Origin of the sequence: Pseudomonas sp. NPDC087804, from assembly GCF_044742965.1 — a bacterium.
GTDB lineage: Bacteria > Pseudomonadota > Gammaproteobacteria > Pseudomonadales > Pseudomonadaceae > Aquipseudomonas > Aquipseudomonas rustica.
Genome location: NZ_JBIUVN010000012.1, coordinates 1 through 18,877, shown reverse-complemented (window position 1 = coordinate 18,877; position 18,877 = coordinate 1). Strand labels below are relative to the sequence as shown.

The window sequence follows — 18,877 nt, the reverse complement described above, 5'->3', positions numbered from 1 at the left end:
AAATTAGCGATTGAGAACAACTATCAGGCGGGAGGTACAGCGGGATTTCAGACCGCTCCTGTAGGAGCTGCGGCACGCTGCGATCTTTTGATCTTGATCTTTAAAATCAAAAGATCGCAGCGTGCCGCAGCTCCTACAGGAATGGGGTCAGGCTGTAGCGGCGATGGCGTGGCGGCGATAGTGTATGTCGAGCTGGTCTTTGATCATTTTGAGCACTTTGGCTTCGTGCTCATGGATGAAAAAGTGCCCGCCGGCGAGCATGTCTACGGAGAAACTGCCCGAGGTTTCCTTGCTCCAGCCGATCAGTTGCTCGGTGGTGGCGCGGTCAGCCTTGCCGCCGAGCACATGCACCGGGCAGTTGAGCAGCGGGCGTTGCTGCGGCTCGAATTTGCCGCACAGCAGGAAGTCGGCGCGCAGGATCGGCAGGGTCAGGCTCATCAACTCGTCATTGGCCAGCACTTCTTCACTGGTGCCATTGAGCGTGCGCAGTTGCTCGATCAGTTCGGCGTCGGTCTTGGCGATGGCAAATCCGCGATCGTAGTCGGCGCGCTGAGTCGGCGCCGCCGTGCCGGACGCGAACAACGCCACCGGCTCAGGGCAACCCAGGGCACGCAGCGCATGGGCCATTTCGCAGGCCAGCAACGCACCGAGGCTATGACCGAACAACGCATAAGGTGTCTTCAATGTTGGCTGTAACTCCCTGGCCAATTGCATCGCCAAGGCGCGCATGTCGGTCTGCAGCGGCTCGTCAAAGCGCGCACCACGCCCCGGCAGCTCCACCGGTTTGAGCTGCAGCCATTGCGGCAACTTCGGTCGCCAGCGGCTATAGACCATCGCACTGGCACCGGAATACGGCAGGCACAGCAAAGTCAGCTGGGTCACCACTCTTCCCTCAAAAAAATTCGTCTGTAGAGAGAAACGGTTCAGTGCCCGGGCAAATTAGTCGACGCCGGCTAAATCGCCCACACAGGTGCTCGTTAACCGTTCAGATAAAACCAATAACGAGGATTCACCGTGGATCTGCAGAGCATCCTGAGCAAACTGTTCGCCAATGCCGGCGCCGTCGGTATTGAAGGTGTTTTCCAATTCGTTTTTAGCCCGCAGTTGGCTTATTGGTCTGAGGTCAAGGCCAGCAGCCGCACCGAGGCCGGGCGCCATGCGAGCCCGGACGTGACCATTGAAGTCGCGGAACAGGATTTCCTCGGGATCATGGCCGGCATGGCCAACGTCGAGGAACTGTTCGCCAGCGGTCGCCTGAAGATTGGCGGCAACATGGGGCTGGCGACGATGCTGCCGCAGATCATCGACCATGCTCGAAACGGTGGCGGTGCGGTCGCTGAAAAAGTCGACATGAACAAGCGCTACCCGACACCGCCGCGCTTCAGCGAAAAGCTCACCGCCAGCCTGCCGACCCAGGTCAACGTCGAACGGCGTGCCCGCGAGGAGCTATCGGTGACTGAGTTCAAAAGCCGTTATTTGCCCCACGGTATTCCCGTGGTGATCAGCAACGCATTGCACGACTGGCCGCTGTTCAAACTCAGCCGCGAAGAATCGCTGGTGCATTTCGCCGAGCTGCAAGGCATCACCCGCCATGGCGATTACGTGAAGAAAACCTTCTCCACCGAACGGGATTTTCGTTCGACGTCGATGGCCGATTTCATCGCTTCGCTGGACAGTCCGGCGGTCAAAGGTACGGACGGTGAGCCGCCCGCCTACATGGGCAACAACATCTTGCCGGCGGCGTTGATGCAGCAGATCAAGTACCCGGCCTACTTCGATACGTCGCTGTTTATTCCGCCGCGAATCTGGATCGGGCCCAAGGGCACACTGACGCCGCTGCACCGCGACGACACCGATAATTTGTTCGCGCAGGTCTGGGGGCAGAAGACCTTCACCCTCGCCGCGCCGCATCACCGAGAAGCCCTGGGCACGTGGTCGACAGCACCGGAGGGTGGACTGGATGGCTGCGATTTCAACCCGGATGCGCCGGACTATCAGCGCTTCCCCAAGGCGCGCGACGTGACGTTTTTGCGGGTGACGCTGGAGGCTGGGGATTTGCTGTTTTTGCCGGAGGGCTGGTTCCATCAGGTGGAATCGGTGTCGACGTCGTTGTCGGTGAATTTCTGGGTGAATTCGGGGCGGGGGTGGTAACCCAACTCGATCCCTTTTGTAGGAGCTGTCGAGTAAAACGAGGCTGCGATCTTTTGACTTTAAAGATCAAAAGATCGCAGCGTGCCGCAGCTCCTACTTGAGATGGCGGTAACTTTGCACGGCTGAGCCAAGCACCACTGCGCCCGCGACAATCGCCAGCCAGAAACCGCTGCGCGCGCCAAACGCATCGACCAGTGCGCCAGAACCCGCCGCACCAATCGCCACGCCGATACTCAAACCGGTCACCAGCCACGTCAGGCCTTCGGTCAACTTGGCCGGCGGCACGATGCGCTCAACCAGGGCCATCGCCACAATCAATGTCGGCGCGAAAAACAAACCAGCAACAAACACCGCCATGGCCAGCCCGGCGATATTGCTCGCCAACAACAGTGGCAATGTCGTCACCGCCGTCGCCACGCCGCCGTACAAAAACAAGCGTGGCAGCGGCAGTTTCGAGCGCATCGCACCAAACGCGATGCCGGCCATGCACGAGCCAATCGCGTAAACCGACAAGACAATGCTCGCCGCCGCCGGCTGCCCCTGCTGCTGGGCAAACGCGACGCTGACCACATCGACCACGCCGACGATGATGCCCATGGCGATCATCAGCGCCAGCAACAATTGAATGTCGGTCGAGCGAATGATCGAACCCTGATGCTGCAACTCACGCGGATGCACCGCCGGTTCAGTGCTGCGCTGGGCGACGAACGCCGTGACACCAATCGCCAGCGCCAACAACGCGGCCAAAGGCCCGGCCTCGGGGAAGACCGCGACGCACAGACCAACTGAAAGCGGCGGACCGACGATAAAACACACCTCATCCAGCACCGACTCCAGCGCGTACGCCGTCTGCAATTGCGGCTGACCGCGATAGATTTCGGTCCAGCGCGCCCGCACCATCGCCGACATGCTCGGCATGCAACCGGCCAGCGCGGCAAACACAAACAGCGTCCAGACCGGCGCCTGCAACCGCGTGCACAGCAACAACAACAAAAGAGCCCCGCCACCGATCAACGCCGACACTGGCAGAATCCGCCGCTGACCAAAACGGTCGACCAGCCGCGACACCTGCGGCGCGCAAAACGCCGTGGCCAAGGCAAACGTCGCCGCCACGCCACCGGCCAGCGCATAACCACCCTTCAACTGCGAAAGCATGGTGATCACGCCGATGCCCGTCATGGAAATCGGCATGCGCGCGATCATCCCGGCCAAGACAAAATTTCGTGCGCCGGGGGCGTTGAACAATTCGCGGTAGGGGTTTGCCATGGACTGCAGCCTCATCAAGGGCCGCCAAGTTGCCATAGGGCCGGGTGGCGTGGAAGCAGGGAATTGTTGGTGGAATGTGAAGGCTTTGCAGCTCATCCCGAGCGCCGTTGGCACCTCGACCATTCGTCGCAAAATCGTGCGCACCTGTCAGGTCTGACAGGTGCGCTTCTCGGGCAAAAAGCGCTTTTATAAACGCTGCTCAATGACAACGACTGATCGCTTTCACCGCCGAAGGAGTTCGCCATGAATCAGTCCACGAACACAGCTCTATCGCGCGCCGCCGTACCGCCCTTTGTTGTCCGCACACTTGTTTGCCCGCCCCCGACACGCATTGATGAAGCGCTGGGCCGGGACGTCAACAAGCGTCTGATGGCATGGATAAAGCGCATAGGTATCTTTGCCGGCAAACAGGAAAAAATTTGCGCGAGCGACTTTGGGCGCTACGCAATGTTGTGTCATGCAGACACCGATGATCCCGACAGATTGCTACTGGCAGCGCAATGTTTCGCGGCGTTGTTCGCGGTGGACGATCATTATTGCGACGATCAATCGTTGGGTGGCTGCCCCGAAAAAGTCGCCGAGAAGTTGTCATTTGCCGTCACCGGAATAGACCCGGTCTACTTGCCTCCCCCCTACAAAAAAGAACTCCTGCAACAGCAAAGGAACGATCCCGTGTTGAGAGGATTGCTCGCGTACATGAAGCGGGTCGCCCATTTCTCCACACCCTCGCAGGTCGCCCGCGTGCGACAAATCACCATCGCCATGTTCGTCGCCATGGCGGCCGAGGGGCCGTGGCGTCTCTACGGCACAAAGCCAACCATCGCCGAGTATCTGGCCAGCCGGCAGGTCAACAGCTTCTGGCCTTGTCAGGTGCTGATCGATCCCATCGGCGGCTATGAGGTGCCGGCCAATGTCTACGCCAAACCAGAGATGCAACGCGTTTGCGCACTGGCGTCCCTCGCCACCACGCTGCTCAACGACTTGTATTCCGCTTACAAAGAGCACCTCAACGAAACGGGCGATTTCAAACTGCCCTACTTGCTGGCGGCCAAACATGACTGCTCGCTGCAGGAAGCCATCGACAAAACTGCGGATATTCATGATGCGGTCATGCGCGAATACGTGGCGCTGGAACAACGGCTACTGAAAGGAGCCGACCCTTTAGTGCGGCGTTACCTGACAGGTTTGACCACGTGGATTGCGGGCAACCAGGAATGGCATAAACACAGCGCGCGGTATCGTATTCAGGCGTGAGGAAGGTCAAAAGTCCTGTAGGAGCTGCGGCACGCTGCGATCTTTTGATCTCGCCTCTGAACTCTCAACGCCCCAGACCAGTCAGCTAAATAGGCCCTCACTCAAGGCGCGCCATCGCATGCACATCTCCCTCACCGGACAAGTAGCCCTGATCACCGGCGCCAGTTCCGGCATCGGCCACGCTGCCGCCAAAGCCCTCGCCGCTGCCGGTGCTGCGGTGGTCATTAATTACAACCGTCAATCAGAGCCCGCTGAAGCACTGGCCCGGCAGATCATCGCCGACGGCGGTCAGGCGCTGGCCATCGGTGCCGATGTCTCGAAGGAAGCCGACGTCGAACGACTGTTCAGCGAGACCCTCGATGCCTTCGGCTCGCTGGACATTTTGATCGCCAATTCCGGGATGCAGAAAGACGCGCCGGCGGTGGATATGTCGCTGGACGACTGGAACGCGGTGATCAGCGTCAACCTCACCGGGCAGTTCCTCTGCGCCCGCGCCGCGCTGCGGATTTTCAATCGTCAGGGCGTCCGCGAAGGCGTCTCCCGCGCCGCCGGCAAGATCATCCACATGAGTTCGGTGCACCAACGCATTCCTTGGGCCGGCCACGTCAATTACGCGGCGTCCAAGGGTGGCGTCGATCAGTTGATGCAAACCCTCGCGCAGGAAGTCAGCCATCAACGCATTCGCATCAACGGCATCGCGCCGGGGGCGATTCGCACGCCGATCAATGCGGCGGCAACGACCGGCGATGCTGAACAAGAGCTGCTTAAACTGATTCCTTACGGCCGTATCGGTGATGTCGAAGATGTCGCCAACGCGGTGGTTTTCCTCGCGTCCGACGCCTCCGATTACATCGTTGGCACCACCCTGTTTATCGACGGCGGCATGAGCCTCTATCTGGAGTTTCGCGGCAATGGCTGAGCATCACCTGGAACGACAAAGCCCCATCGACGCCCACGGCATCATCGGCGACATGCGCAGTGCGGCGCTGGTCAACGATCGCGGCAGCGTGGATTTTTTCTGCTGGCCGGAGTTCGACAGTCCATCGATTTTCTGTTCTTTGCTGGACACGCCCGAGGCAGGGATCTTCCAGATCTCGCCGGACTTGCCCGATGCGCGTCGCGAACAGATTTACCTGCCCGACACCAATGTTTTGCAAACCCGCTGGCTGAGCGAACGTGCGGTGGTGGAAGTCACCGATCTGCTGCCGGTGGGCGACAGCGAGGATGATTTGCCGGTGCTTATCCGTCGGGTTCGTGTGGTCAGCGGCGAGGCGACTTTTCACGTGCGCTGTGCGGTGCGCCACGATTACGCGCGGGCCGACACGCGTGCGCGGATGGATGAGCAAACGGTGATTTTCAGCGCTGAAGGTCAGCCGTCACTGCGCCTGGCTTCGGATCAAGCGCTGCAGATAGACGCCAATGCAGCGGTCGCTTCCTTCACCTTGAAGCAAGATCAAACCGCCGCATTCCTGCTCGGTGGCGAAGACGATCCACGCTTCGAGGAAGGCGCCGCGCAATTGTGCATGGAGCGCACGCTGAAGTTCTGGCGCGACTGGCTTGGCCAGTCGATCTATCGCGGGCGCTGGCGAGAAATAGTCAACCGCTCGGCCCTCGCGCTCAAGCTGCTGACCTCGCGCAAACACGGCGCCATCCTCGCTGCTGCGACCTTCGGCCTGCCGGAAACACCGGGCGGCGAGCGCAATTGGGACTACCGCTACACGTGGATCCGCGATGCTTCGTTTACGGTCTACGCGTTCATGCGTCTGGGCTTTGTCGGCGAAGCCAACGCCTACATGGGCTGGCTGCGCGGACGGGTCAGCGATTGCCACGGGCAACCGATGAAACTCAACATTTTGTATGCCATCGACGGTCAGCAGGAGTTGCCGGAAACCGAACTGGATCATCTGTCCGGGCACGGCGGCGCAAAACCGGTGCGTATCGGCAATGGCGCTTACGATCAGATCCAGCTCGACATCTTTGGCGAGCTGATGGACGCGGTGTATCTGGTTAACAAGTACGGTGACGCGATTTCCCACGAAGGCTGGAAGCATGTGCGCGAAGTGGTCGATCAGGTCTGCGAAACCTGGCAGACCACCGATGTCGGCATCTGGGAAATGCGCGGCGAACAGCACCATTTTCTGCATTCACGATTGATGTGCTGGGTGGCGCTGGATCGGGCAATTCGTCTCGCCTCGAAACGCTCGCTGCCGGCACCGTTCGCGCAATGGGATCAGACCCGGCAGGCGATTTACGCCGACATCTGGGACAACTTCTGGGACGAAGAGCGCGGTCATTTTGTCCAATACAAGGGCGGCACCGCGCTCGACGGCTCGATGCTGTTGATGCCGCTGGTGCGTTTCGTCAGTGCCAAGGATCCGCGCTGGTTGTCGACCCTTGAAGCGATTGAAAAACATCTGGTGCGCGACGGCATGGTTTATCGCTATCGCAACGATGACGCCAATATTGATGGACTGTCCGGCACCGAAGGCGCGTTCGCCGCATGCTCATTCTGGTACGTCGAATGCCTCGCCCGCGCCGGGCAGGTGGAAAAGGCGCATCTGGAATTTGAACAATTGCTGAGATACGCCAATCCGTTGGGGCTGTACGCCGAAGAGTTCGACAGCCATGGGCGGCATCTGGGCAACACGCCGCAAGCGCTGACGCATCTGGCGTTGATCAGTGCGGCAAGTTTTCTGGATCGCAAATTGAATGGGGAAAAGAGTGAGTGGCAGCCGTGATGTTCGACGGGGGCTGTAGGAAATACCCCACGAGCACCCGAATTTTTAGGCCATTCACCTACATTTAATCAGGCAGTCCCAATCCCCTGTGGCGAGGGTATTTATCCCCGATGGGCTGCAAAGCAGCCCCAAAAACCTCCAACTCCTTCCCCCAGAAGTACCGAGTCGTCTGACTTTGGGGCTGCTGCGCAGCCCATCGGGGATAAATCCCCTCGCCACAAATTCGCATGGCTATGGACTACAGGAGCTCAACATCCGCCGCGTCATCCCTCCCCCACACACCGCACTCACACCCTGAAATACCCTGTTGCCAGCCGTTACATCCCCCCCTACCATCAAACCCAACGGGCACAGCGGAGCTGTCCAACAAAACCCGAATTTCAAGGAACCGGAATGACCCAACACGTCCAGCGCCCCATCACCTCGCCGCTGCGCAGCGGCCTGACCCGCACCCAACTCTGGGAAGACGCCGACAAAGGCCTGATCAAATGCTGGGAAATCGGCCGCCAGCGCGCCACCCGCTTCCCCGACCTCGCCGACAAATGCCTCGCCAACGAACTGCCGGTACTCGGCTGGAAAGGAGGCGTCAGCCGCAGCCTGAAAAAACTCGAAAAATTCGGCTCACTGAAATACCTCGCACAGTGGCAAGGCTTGCGTGGGGAGGATCTGGATATTGATCTGGGTGAGGAACGCGCACTGACGTGCTCGCGGACGAAAATGGTGGTGACGTTTACGCCGGATCGGACGAAGTATTTCAATCAGGTGGCGGAAACTGAGGCTTAAAGAGAAGCATCGATGGTCGATTTACATCAGGAATTTCAAAACAGCCGTTTCTTTCACGAAGCGCGGATCGACAGACGTTCGGCGGATGCGCTTGCAGGTATTGCAGCAGGGCTTGCCGCCGACGGCAAGATTAACCAGCAGGAAGCCGAGTTTCTAAAAACCTGGATCGAAACGCACTGGGTGCACCTGGAAGATCCGGTAGTCAATATTCTCTACAGGCGTCTTGAAGGCATGCTTAGCGATGGCGTGCTGGATGCCGACGAGTCTGTGGAATTGCTGGAGATACTTCACCAATTCGCCGGTCTGCCAGTGGGCGCAGCACCAACCTTCAGCATGCCCAACAACCTGCCGCTCGATAATCCAGCCCCGTCGCTGGACTGTGCCGATCGCGTTTTTCTGTTTACCGGTGTTATGGCTTACGGGCCGCGCAAAGCGTGTGAATCGTTGATCGTAGAACGCGGCGGACTGATTGGTGCAGGTGTCAGCAAGAAAATCCACTATCTGGTGATCGGCAGCATCGGCAATGAACAGTGGCTGCACAGCAGCTATGGTACGAAGATCAAAAAAGCCGTTGAGCTAAGAGACAGCGGCGTGCCGATCGCCATCATCAGTGAAGATCATTGGCAGAAGGTGCTGTTCGGATAACAGGAGCCCGGTATGAGTGGAAAAGCGATTCTGTTCTGCAAAACCGCCAGCCTGACCATTGCCTATGAGGTGCATGGCCCGGAAACCGGTGTACCGGTGATCCTGCTTCACGGCTTCCCCTATTCCCCTCGCGCTTACGACGAGATCGCGCCGCTCCTCGCCGCTCAGGGTTACCGAGTCATCGTTCCGTACCTGCGCGGTTACGGGCCGACTCGCTTCAACGATGCAAAAACACTGCGCTCAGGCCAGCAAGCCGCACTCGCTCAGGATTTGCTGGATTTGATGGATGCACTCTCCATCGAACAAGCCACGCTCTGCGGTTATGACTGGGGTGGTCGCGCGGCATGCATCGTCGCGGCGTTATTTCCGGAACGGGTGCGCGGCCTGGTGACCGGTGATGGCTACAACCTGCAGGACATCCCGAACTCGATTCGACCGCTGGATCCCGAGACCGAACATCGGCTCTGGTATCAGTATTACTTCCACACGCCACGTGGCGTTGAGGGCCTGAAGCAAAATCGTCGGGAGTTTTGTGAATTGCTCTGGAAGCTGTGGTCACCGACCTGGTCGCGCAGCGCCGAGCGTTATCCCCTAAGTGCGCCAACCTTCGACAACCCTGATTTCGTTGACGTGGTGATCCACTCCTATCGCCATCGCTTTATGTATGTCGCGGGAGATTCGGCGCTTGAGTCGATGGAAGATTTGCTGACTCGACAACCGGCCATTAGCGTGCCGAGCATTTCTTTGTGCGGTGCCGACGACGGTGTCGGCCCTGCACCACAAGAGGATGAAGACGCGGAGCATTTCACTGGTTTTTATGAGCGGCGCGTGTTGTCCGGTGTCGGGCATAACATTCCCGAAGAAGCCCCCGAACAAACCCTCAAGGCATTACTGGATCTGTTGCAGCACTGACTGAAAACCGCTCGCGATAGGCCTGCGGCGTCACGCCGATGGCGCGCAGGAAACTGCGGCGCAATGTCTCTTCACTGCCAAACCCGCAATTGGCGGCGATGCGTTTGACCGGTAATCCAGTGTCGCCGAGCAATCGCCGAGCGGTTTCAACGCGGATCAATTCGATCGCCCGCGCCGGGGTCTGGCCGGTGTCGGCGCGGTAGTGGCGGACGAAGCTACGTTCGCTCATCCCGGCTTGTTCGGCGAGGGTCGGGATGCCGAGGTCGCAGGTGAGGTTTTCCGCGATCCAGGCGTGCAGTTCATCAAAACGATTGCCCTGATTTTGCAGCGACAAGGTCACGCTGAATTGCGACTGACCGCCGGGGCGTTTGAGGAACACCACCAGATGCCGGGCGACGTCCAGCGCGATGTCGCTGCCGAGATCTTCTTCGACCATCGCCAGTGCCAGGTCGATGCCGGCGGTGACACCGGCGGACGTCCAAACGGGGCCGTCGTTGATGAAGATCGGATTGGCCTCGACTTGCAGTTTCGGATGTTGCTGGGCCAATTGTTCACAACGAGTCCAGTGCGTAACCACGCGGCGACCATCAAGCCAGCCACTGGCCGCCAGCAGAAACGCGCCGGTACATACCGAGGCAACCCGCCGGCATTTCGCCGCATGCTCGCGCACCCAATCTACCAGCGGCACGTCTTCGGCCGCAGGATAAATGCCCCAACCGCCGGCGATGATCAACGTGTCACTCGCCTCTTGCGGCAACGGTCCGGCCAATACCGCCAGCCCCGCCGACGACATCACCGCCCCGCCGCCGCTGGCGATCACCGTTGGCGCATAGGGGATCGGCAAGCCGCGCTGGCGGGCGATGTCGTTGGCCGAGGCGAACACTTGCAGCGGCCCGGTGACGTCGAGGATCTGCATGTTGGCAAACGCAAGTACGTGGATGGTTTTGGGCATTTGGCGTAATTCGTGGGGTTATTGGCGTATGCGCCAGAACCTACGCGCCTACAGTGAAGCCGTCCACCCCTTTTCATGGAGCAAGAATGATGACGCTGCAGATCGGTTTTCTGTTGTTTCCGCAGGTTCAGCAACTCGACCTGACCGGGCCTTATGACGTGCTCGCCTCGCTGCCGGACGTGCAGGTGCATCTGATCTGGAAGGATCTGATGCCAGTCACCGCCAGCACCGGTTTGCTCCTCAAACCGACCACGACATTTGAAGATTGCCCGGATCTGGATGTGATTTGTGTGCCGGGGGGTGGCGGTGTCGGCGTGTTGATGGAGGATGAAGCGACGCTGGAGTTCATCAAGCGTCAGGCTGCTCAGGCGAAATACGTCACGTCGGTGTGCACCGGTTCGCTGGTGCTGGGGGCGGCGGGATTGTTGAAGGGTAAACGCGCGACCACGCACTGGGCGTATCACGATCTGCTGCCGACGCTGGGGGCGCTTGCGGTGAAGGATCGCGTGGTGCGTGACGGCAACCTGTTTACCGGTGGCGGGATTACGGCGGGGATTGATTTTGCCTTGGTGCTGGCTGAAGAGTTGGTGGGTGCGGATACCGCGCAACTGGTGCAGTTGCAGCTGGAATATGCGCCGGCGCCGCCGTTTGACTCGGGCAGCCCGGAGACGGCGCCGAGGGCTGTCGTCGATGAGGCCCGCCTGCGCGCAGCGCCTTCGTTGAAGTTACGCACGGAAATTACCGAACGTGCGGCGGCGAAACTCAACTTGCGTTAATTCCTGATGGAATACAAATCCCCTGTGGGAGCGGGCTTGCTCGCGAAAGCGGTGTGTCAGATCACAAAGATGTCGACTGATACTCAGCATTCGCGAGCAAGCCCGCTCCCACAGTTCTGATGTGTGTATGGCCAACATGTTCTCGCAGCCTTCACTTGTCCCCACGCCCTCGCCCGTGTAGAAAGCCCTTCCACAAAATGTGCACAGGGACTTTCGATGAAGGCTTTGCCATGGCTCTATCTGGCCCTTCTCAGCCTCGGCTACGGTTTGGCGTTGAGCCACGGCCAACTCGGCTGGCTGGCGTTGATCTCGCTTGGGCTACTGATGTTCGCGGGCTTTGCCGTGCGCCAGCAACAGGTGCCGGTCGGGCGGTTTCTCGGTCACGGTCTGTTCATCGTGCTGGCGTTAGCGTTGGCGCTGCACTGGTTGCCGGGCTTCTCCAGCGCTCGGGTTATCGATCCGCAACGTTTCACCGATGATGCCGTGCCATTCGCGATGTACCTCAATCTCGACAAACCGCTGATTGGCTTCTGGCTATTGCTGGTCTGCCCGTGGATTGTCGCGCGACGCTCGTTGCGACTGACGGTCTACGCCACCGTCGTCGCCCTGACCTTGAGCGTGATCCTCGCCCTCGGCGGCGCGGTATTGCTCGGTGTGATCGCGTGGGCGCCGAAGTGGCCCGATCAGGCCTGGCTATGGGTGCTGAACAATCTGCTGCTGGTGACGCTGGTCGAGGAAGCGCTGTTTCGCGGCTATATACAGGGCGGTCTCAGCCGTCGTTTGAAAAACCTGCCTTACGGCGAAAACCTCGCCCTACTGCTCGCCTCACTGATTTTCGGCCTGGTGCATCTGGGTGCCGGTTGGCAGTGGGTGTTGCTCGCGAGTCTGGCCGGTGTCGGTTATGGCCTGGCCTACCGTTTCGGCGGACTGGGCGCGGCGATCGCTACGCATTTCGGCCTGAATCTGCTGCACTTCGCGCTGTTCACCTATCCGATGCTCGCCGGTTGAAGCAATGGCCGTTTTGCGACGCCATTCTTGAATCTGAAAAATAATTTCAATAAAACGCCGCGACCGCCGACAACCTTTCAAAGCCTTGCGGATTGAAAAACCATGCGTAATAACCAGCCCATTACACAACGCGAACGGACGTTCCCGGCTCAGCAGCGGTTGATTTCCACAACCGACGCCAAGGGCGTGATCACCTACTGCAACGACGCGTTCGTTGAAATCAGCGGGTTTTCGCGTGAAGAACTGATCCGTGCGCCGCACAACCTGGTCCGTCACCCCGACGTCCCGGCCGCGGTGTTTTCGCATATGTGGGGCACACTGAAACAAGGCTTGCCATGGATGGGCATTGTCAAGAATCGCTGCAAGACCGGTGACCATTACTGGGTTAACGCCTACGTAACACCGGTGTTCGACGGCAATCAGGTGGTCGGTTACGAGTCGGTGCGGATCAAACCCACCGCCGAACAGATCCGCCGCGCCGAAGCACTCTATCAACGCATCAACCAAGGCAAGTCGGCGATCCCGTCCAGCGATAAATGGCTACCGGTGCTGCAAGACTGGTTGCCGTTCATTCTGGTCAGCCAACTGAGCTTCGTGATCGGCGCGACCCTCAACTCGCACTGGGGCTTCGCCCTCGCCGCCGGTTTGTCGGTGCCGCTGGGCCTGATGGGTCTGCAATGGCAGCAGCGTGGGCTCAAGCGCCTGCTGCGTCTGGCCGAGCAGACCACCTCCGACCCGCTGATCGCACAGATGTACACCGACAGCCGTGGCGCGCAGGCGCGTCTGGAAATGTCGATCCTCAGCCAGGAAGCACGCCTGAAAACCTGCCTGACCCGCTTGCAGGACACCGCCGAACACCTGACCGATCAGGCCAAACAGTCTGACGTCCTCGCGCACAACAGCTCCAGCGGTCTGGAACGTCAACGCGTGGAAACCGAACAGGTCGCCACCGCCGTCAACCAGATGGCCGCGACCACGCAAGAAGTCGCCAGCCACGTGCAGCGCACGGCTGACGCGACGCAGGAAGCCAATCGCCTGACCGGTCGCGGTCGTGACATCGCCGGGGAAACCCGCGAAGCCATTCAGCGCTTGTCGGTAGTTGTCGGCGAAACCGGCCTGACCGTCACCCAACTGGCCAAGGACAGCGACGAAATCGGCGGCGTGGTTGATGTGATCAAAGGCATCGCCGATCAGACCAACCTGCTGGCGCTCAACGCCGCGATTGAAGCCGCACGTGCTGGTGAGATGGGCCGTGGTTTTGCCGTGGTGGCTGACGAAGTTCGCCAGTTGGCGCAACGTACCAGCGAATCGACCGGGCAGATTCACGCCCTGATCGCCAAGTTGCAGCAGACCGCGTCCAGCGCCGTGCAAACCATGGAAGCCGGGCATCGCCAGGCCGAAGAAGGTGTGGCGCGGGTACTGGAGGCGGATCAGGCGTTGGTCGGGATCAGTGAAGCGGTGGCCAACATCACCGACATGACCACGCAGATTGCAGCGGCGACGGAAGAGCAAAGTGCGGTGGCGGAAGAGATCAGCCGCAACATCAGCAACATTTCGGAACTGGCGGATCAGACGTCGGAGCAGGCGCACAACTCGGCGTTGCTGAGTGAAGAGCTGACGAAGACGGCGAATACGCAGTACTCGTTGGTGGAGCGGTTTAACCGCTAAAAGCAAAAGATCGCAGCCTTCGGCAGCTCCTACATCGATCCCCGTAGGAGCTGCCGAAGGCTGCGATCTTTTGATCTTCAAAGCCCGTACGGCGAAAGCTTTCCGGGCTTTATGTTGCCTAAGTGAAATCAATGAAACTGGCAGGCCTGCTCGCGATCAGGCCTGAACTGTTGGTGCCTATTCCTTGGGCACCACGTTATCCAGTGCCTGATTGACCGCCAACTCCCCCAGCATCACAACCTGCGCAATGCCCAACAGCGTATTGCGGCTGGGGCCTTCCAACATCCCGGCGAAGTCACCGAGCATGACCGTGGCCGAGGCCAATGACTCACAGGCATTCGCCAATAAGGATTCAGTGTCGGTTTGCGGATTGACCATGAACATGCTGCTGGGACTATAAGGCGTGGCCATGATCTGCGCGGGTGCGAGGTAATGGTCGAGGGCGCGTTCGGCGGCGGCGTGGAGCTTCTTTGAAGCGAATGATTCGTACGGTGAAGCCGGATCTGTGACCAGCGGTTTTGTGGTTTCGGACATAAGCTGAAACTCCTCGAAGCACTGCGAAAAAATGGCACCGTGTAGGCGCTGCCGCAGGCCGCGATCTTGTGATCGGCTTTTGATTGTTAAAAAGCAGATCAAAAGATCGCAGCCTGCGGCAGCTCCTACAAGGGATCGTGGCGGGATCGCTAGTGCGGCAAGCGACGGCCATCCAGGACTCGATTGACCATGAGCTCACTGAGCATGATCACCTGATGCAGCATCAACAGGGCTCGGCGTTGTGTGTTGTCGACGACATCGCCGATTTCACGCGCCATGTCACTGGCGGCTGCTAGCGATTCGCAGGCTTCGACGAGTAATGTTTCTTCGTCCACGGCGGGGTCGATGAGGAAGATCTTGCTGGTCTTGCGGGAAGGAACTGAGAGTTTCAATGAACCGGGGTTGAGATAGAAGTTGATGGCGCGGTCGGTCGCTTCTTTTATCTTTTGTGGTTCGAGGGTTGGGTCGTACGGGATTGGTTCGACGCCCGGGGGGTTTGGCGTGGCTTTGAACATAGATGAAACTCCAATTCGAAAAATGAGAGCCATCACCCTCGCTACCAAACGGCGGGTGGCGGCCATGCGCGGGTTGGTAGACCGGTCGAATTGGGAAACCCGGCGCTCACGAATGAGCCCCACGCATGCCCACCATACAAAGCGACGCTCAAAAAAGAGACCGCATTGGAGGTGTCGCAACATCCACAACTCAAAACGGGCTACCAAACCCGATCACTGTTTTTCAGTGACAGGGAAACGATATAACCCGGCCTATAGTCGTGTATGCCGGCGGATTCTGGCGTACACGTAGGTAACGGCGCAAGGCGTTGTAGGGCTTGTGGCGTAACGGTTTGTGTAATTTAAACATCTGTCAGCAATCATGTTTAACAACGCGAAATGCCGAAAAATGTTCATCCCGTTTTCTGAAACGATTAGACAAAATCGCTCAACCTGAAAATGCATCCCGCGCCATCGCAGCCATCAAATGACGATATTTCAGTGCCTACACATCTGCGCTCCATGTCCTACAACTCGATCAGAATCCGCCGACTTGCCCATCTCTGAGCAGGGTTCTACTGTTTGCCGCTCAAAATTAATTCACATAAGCTGGTCAGCATGAATACACATCCTTCGGAGGCTCCGATGGCCACCACCCGAAAAACCGACAAACCCAACAAAAAAGATGTCCGTGATGAACTGACATTCCTTGATGTTCGGCAAGCCGCGCGAGATGGGCAGAAAGTGTTCGATAAATTTGTGATCACTGGCAGGCTACCTTTTACAAAGTAGGCCTGGATGCCAGCCATCAAAATTTCCACACTTTTTGAACAAATCAATAACTGGAAAAACTTCGCGGCACACTTCTACAACTACAAAATCTGCGACGAATTACCCGCCATTTTCGGGAGAGACGAACGACTCGACCTGTGCGATATGCACCATATTCACCTTGCAAGTAGCCAGACACTTCAGACTCAATGGGCAACAATCAATCGTCAGTACTACCGCACAGCATTGGTGGGTGATCCTGATAACGATTTCTGGCTGATCTATGCCTACGACCCCTTTCGGGATGAGTACCTGCTACTCACAATCACTGGCCCTGACGCCCATAACCGGAGCGAGTGGGGATCTTTTTTGCGCACCATACATTGCGAAATCGTTGAGCCCTGGGTTGTTGGCAGAATCCGCTTTCCGGACATCGATGAGCGATGAACTGCAGGTTGGGGCGTGAGATGGAATAAAACCGTTCTCTACTAAAAGAAGGGTGGCGGCTGTGCGCAGGTTAGTAGACCGGAGGAATTAGCAAGACCGGCGCGCTCGAAAGCGCCCTGAGCACAGCCACCATTGAGTGCAGTCTGATACGCCAGACCTAATGGGACTTATGCACCTACTAAAACCATGCGGGCTACTAAACCCGACCACTGATGGGCAGTGGCAGGGAAACGATATAGCCCGAGTCATGGTCGTGTATGCCGGCGGATTCTGGCGTACGCGTAGGTAACGGCGCAAGGCGTTGTAGGGCTTGTGGCGTAACGTTTTGTGTAATGTAAACGCACTCACAGGATTCCGTTTAAAGACAGAAAGAGACGGAGATTGCTCTAGTAGTTTGATGTGGTTTGCCCGAACGCTTTCGCGAGCAAGCCCGCTCCCACAGTGGGATTTGTTACACGGGTTAGGGATGGGTTGGCTGGTAGGTCGCTATCGCTGGCAAGCCAGCCCACACGGATTGAGTACATCTGATAGAGATTCGGCGGGTCGCCATCGCCAGCAGGCTGGCTCCTACAGTGGGATCCGGTGCGTTCAGCAAGAGACAGGTCGGCTATCAGGCCGCCTTCGCGAGCAAGCTCAGCTCCTACAAAATCAAAATCAAAAGATCGCAGCCTTCGGCAGCTCCTACATGGAATTCGCGGCGCAGCCGCCCCACTCAACAGGATGAGCGCAAGCTCGGCTGCAGATTTTGATCTTGATCCACAAGCGACATCGGAAGGCTGAGTGGAGGGATTCATCCGGGGGTGGGAGCGCAGCGACCGTTTGGCGCAGCCAAACACATCGAGAGGAGGTGCAGCGCAGCAAACCGGAGGCGATGCGCCCGGATGGATCCCGCAGCGAAGGAACCCCGAGCCCCAGCGAGCGGGCCGGACGTAGGAGCAAGCGTTTTTTGCTTACTTTTTTAGGCGCTTGTAAAAAAGTGAGTCGCCGTAAGGGAGAAACCGTAAGTGGCCGTTACCGCAGCAACGGATATGTACTCAAAAAATACGTCGCAGCTGAAATCGATCCCCCTCACCCCAGCCCTCCCGAAACGTCGGACCGCCCCCAAGGGGGCGAAGGGGAAAGGGAGCCGATCTTTATCCGGTTCGGAATCTCGATTAACCCTTGAGAAACTCGGCCACCTTCTGCGCGGCACTGGCCAAATGCTGTTCATGGGTAAAACCTGAAGCCTTGAGCGGTTTCAAATCATGATCCCCGGCCACCAGCCAAAACACCTTGATACTCGGCGATAACGCATACGCCTCCACGGCTTCACGATTGCCAAGCGCATCCCGCTCCCCCTGCACAATCAACGTCCGCGTCCGCAAAGAAGCCAAATGCTCAACCCGAGGCTTCTCCGGCTTCCCCACCGCATAAAACGGATACCCCAGACACACCAACGCATCCACGCCCAATTCGTCAGCCAAAAGACTCGCCATCCGCCCCCCCATCGACTTCCCGCCAATCGTCAAAACCCCAGTGACATGACGTCGCACTACAGCAAACACCTCACGCCACCACTCCAACAGCTTCGGCGCCGGATTGGGCGGACGTTTACCACCGTCAACGCGCCGCTGCGCCATATACGGAAACTCAAACCGCAACACGTTAATCCCAAGAGCAGCAAGGCGCCCAGCCATGTCGTTCATCCAGTCGCTGTCCATCGGCGCACCAGCACCGTGAGCCAGGATCAACGTCGCCGCAGCTTCCCCATGAGCAGCATCCCAAAGCCACCCATGATCACGCACGCACTGCGCCCATTGATCCCCGTCAATACTGGCCTTGTGCTGTTTGTCCATGCTTGCCTCGCTTTTAGTCTGCCTATAACTCCAGACGAAGGATTCGCCGCGTCTTTTGCGCGGGCTCACTTCGGCTGAACCGTGGATGGGGAACCATGAACACTTCTATCAGTACCGCCTACAACTACAAGGTGGTCCGCCAATTCGCCATTATGACGGTGGTGTGGGGCATCGTCGGCATGGGGCTCGGGGTTTTTCTCGCGGCCCAATTGGTCTGGCCCGAACTCAACTTCAATTTGCCTTGGACCAGTTTTGGCCGCCTGCGCCCGCTGCACACTAACGCGGTGATCTTCGCGTTCGGCGGCTGCGCGCTGTTCGCCAGTTCGTTTTACTCGGTGCAACGCACCTGCCAGACCCAATTGTTTGCGCCAAAAATCGCCGCGTTCTGCTTCTGGGGCTGGCAATTGGTGATCCTGCTGGCGGCCATCAGCCTGCCACTGGGTTACACCAGCTCCAAGGAATACGCCGAGCTGGAATGGCCGATCGACATTCTGATCACCATTGTCTGGGTCGCCTACGCCATCGTGTTCTTCGGCACGATCATGCAGCGCAAAACCAAACACATCTACGTGGGCAACTGGTTCTTCGGCGCGTTCATCATCACCGTGGCGATTCTGCACATCGTCAACAACCTTGAGTTGCC

At 58.5% G+C, this 18,877-nt stretch carries 19 protein-coding genes; 13 read left to right on the top strand and 6 right to left on the bottom strand.

From position 1 onward, the window contains the following. Positions 1–147: 147 nt before the first annotated feature. On the bottom strand, positions 148–885 hold the full coding sequence (locus ACIOMO_RS16620; RefSeq protein ID WP_401242136.1) for a thioesterase II family protein: 738 nt from the start codon (positions 883–885) through the stop codon (positions 148–150). A 129-nt stretch (positions 886–1,014) separates the two neighbouring features. Here ACIOMO_RS16620 and ACIOMO_RS16615 point away from each other — a divergent pair, with 129 nt between their 5' ends. Beyond that, positions 1,015–2,151: a cupin-like domain-containing protein gene (locus ACIOMO_RS16615; RefSeq protein ID WP_053118834.1), complete on the top strand. Its 1,137-nt coding sequence runs from the start codon at positions 1,015–1,017 to the stop codon at positions 2,149–2,151. A gap of 93 nt (positions 2,152–2,244) precedes the next feature. Here ACIOMO_RS16615 and ACIOMO_RS16610 read toward each other — a convergent pair whose 3' ends face one another. Continuing rightward, positions 2,245–3,417, bottom strand: coding sequence for an MFS transporter (locus ACIOMO_RS16610; RefSeq protein ID WP_401242133.1), 1,173 nt, complete (start codon positions 3,415–3,417; stop codon positions 2,245–2,247). A 243-nt stretch (positions 3,418–3,660) separates the two neighbouring features. On the opposite strand from ACIOMO_RS16610, the gene ACIOMO_RS16605 reads away from it, so the two are divergent. The 6 genes from ACIOMO_RS16605 to ACIOMO_RS16580 all read left to right on the top strand — a co-directional run bounded on the left by ACIOMO_RS16605 (position 3,661) and on the right by ACIOMO_RS16580 (position 9,749). Further along, complete coding sequence (locus ACIOMO_RS16605) at positions 3,661–4,671, top strand: hypothetical protein (RefSeq protein WP_401242131.1); 1,011 nt, start codon at positions 3,661–3,663, stop codon at positions 4,669–4,671. Positions 4,672–4,789: 118 nt separating this feature from the next. Further along, complete coding sequence (gene fabG / locus ACIOMO_RS16600; protein WP_401242129.1) at positions 4,790–5,590, top strand: 3-oxoacyl-ACP reductase FabG; 801 nt, start codon at positions 4,790–4,792, stop codon at positions 5,588–5,590. Beyond that, on the top strand, positions 5,583–7,409 hold the full coding sequence (locus ACIOMO_RS16595) for a glycoside hydrolase family 15 protein (protein ID WP_401242126.1): 1,827 nt from the start codon (positions 5,583–5,585) through the stop codon (positions 7,407–7,409). The genes fabG and ACIOMO_RS16595 overlap by 8 nt, the downstream gene beginning before the upstream one ends. Before the next feature lie 393 nt (positions 7,410–7,802). Beyond that, positions 7,803–8,192, top strand: coding sequence for a hypothetical protein (locus tag ACIOMO_RS16590; protein ID WP_401242123.1), 390 nt, complete (start codon positions 7,803–7,805; stop codon positions 8,190–8,192). A 12-nt stretch (positions 8,193–8,204) separates the two neighbouring features. Beyond that, positions 8,205–8,837: a BRCT domain-containing protein gene (locus ACIOMO_RS16585; RefSeq protein WP_401242120.1), complete on the top strand. Its 633-nt coding sequence runs from the start codon at positions 8,205–8,207 to the stop codon at positions 8,835–8,837. A gap of 12 nt (positions 8,838–8,849) precedes the next feature. Next, positions 8,850–9,749, top strand: coding sequence for an alpha/beta fold hydrolase (locus ACIOMO_RS16580; protein ID WP_159813766.1), 900 nt, complete (start codon positions 8,850–8,852; stop codon positions 9,747–9,749). Here the strand turns inward: ACIOMO_RS16580 and ACIOMO_RS16575 are convergent. After that, positions 9,718–10,701 (bottom strand): GlxA family transcriptional regulator, encoded by a 984-nt coding sequence (locus tag ACIOMO_RS16575; protein WP_401242116.1) that lies wholly within the window; start codon positions 10,699–10,701, stop codon positions 9,718–9,720. The genes ACIOMO_RS16580 and ACIOMO_RS16575 overlap by 32 nt on opposite strands. A gap of 89 nt (positions 10,702–10,790) precedes the next feature. On the opposite strand from ACIOMO_RS16575, the gene inhA reads away from it, so the two are divergent. The 3 genes from inhA to ACIOMO_RS16560 all read left to right on the top strand — a co-directional run bounded on the left by inhA (position 10,791) and on the right by ACIOMO_RS16560 (position 14,153). After that, positions 10,791–11,477 (top strand): isonitrile hydratase, encoded by a 687-nt coding sequence (inhA, locus tag ACIOMO_RS16570; protein ID WP_401242113.1) that lies wholly within the window; start codon positions 10,791–10,793, stop codon positions 11,475–11,477. Between the two features lie 216 nt (positions 11,478–11,693). Further along, a complete protein-coding gene (locus tag ACIOMO_RS16565) occupies positions 11,694–12,485 on the top strand; it encodes a lysostaphin resistance A-like protein (RefSeq protein ID WP_401242110.1) in 792 nt (263 codons plus the stop codon). A gap of 102 nt (positions 12,486–12,587) precedes the next feature. Further along, the gene (locus ACIOMO_RS16560) at positions 12,588–14,153 is read left to right on the top strand and encodes a PAS domain-containing methyl-accepting chemotaxis protein (protein ID WP_053118810.1); all 1,566 of its coding nucleotides are present in this window, start codon (positions 12,588–12,590) and stop codon (positions 14,151–14,153) included. A gap of 177 nt (positions 14,154–14,330) precedes the next feature. Here ACIOMO_RS16560 and ACIOMO_RS16555 read toward each other — a convergent pair whose 3' ends face one another. Beyond that, positions 14,331–14,687, bottom strand: coding sequence for a DUF6124 family protein (locus ACIOMO_RS16555; protein WP_401242107.1), 357 nt, complete (start codon positions 14,685–14,687; stop codon positions 14,331–14,333). A 149-nt stretch (positions 14,688–14,836) separates the two neighbouring features. Next, positions 14,837–15,202, bottom strand: coding sequence for a DUF6124 family protein (locus ACIOMO_RS16550; protein WP_401242104.1), 366 nt, complete (start codon positions 15,200–15,202; stop codon positions 14,837–14,839). 624 nt (positions 15,203–15,826) lie between these two features. Between ACIOMO_RS16550 and ACIOMO_RS16545 the strand changes: the two genes are divergently transcribed. After that, positions 15,827–15,973, top strand: coding sequence for a hypothetical protein (locus tag ACIOMO_RS16545; RefSeq protein WP_172680093.1), 147 nt, complete (start codon positions 15,827–15,829; stop codon positions 15,971–15,973). A gap of 6 nt (positions 15,974–15,979) precedes the next feature. Then, a complete protein-coding gene (locus ACIOMO_RS16540; RefSeq protein ID WP_401242101.1) occupies positions 15,980–16,399 on the top strand; it encodes a type II toxin-antitoxin system YafO family toxin in 420 nt (139 codons plus the stop codon). 1,154 nt (positions 16,400–17,553) lie between these two features. On the opposite strand, the gene ACIOMO_RS16535 is transcribed toward ACIOMO_RS16540, so the two are convergent. Further along, positions 17,554–18,234 (bottom strand): alpha/beta family hydrolase, encoded by a 681-nt coding sequence (locus ACIOMO_RS16535; protein ID WP_401242099.1) that lies wholly within the window; start codon positions 18,232–18,234, stop codon positions 17,554–17,556. Between the two features lie 95 nt (positions 18,235–18,329). Here ACIOMO_RS16535 and ACIOMO_RS16530 point away from each other — a divergent pair. Beyond that, positions 18,330–18,877 (top strand): cbb3-type cytochrome c oxidase subunit I (locus ACIOMO_RS16530; RefSeq protein WP_401242097.1); only part of this gene is annotated, 548 nt, incomplete at its 3' end.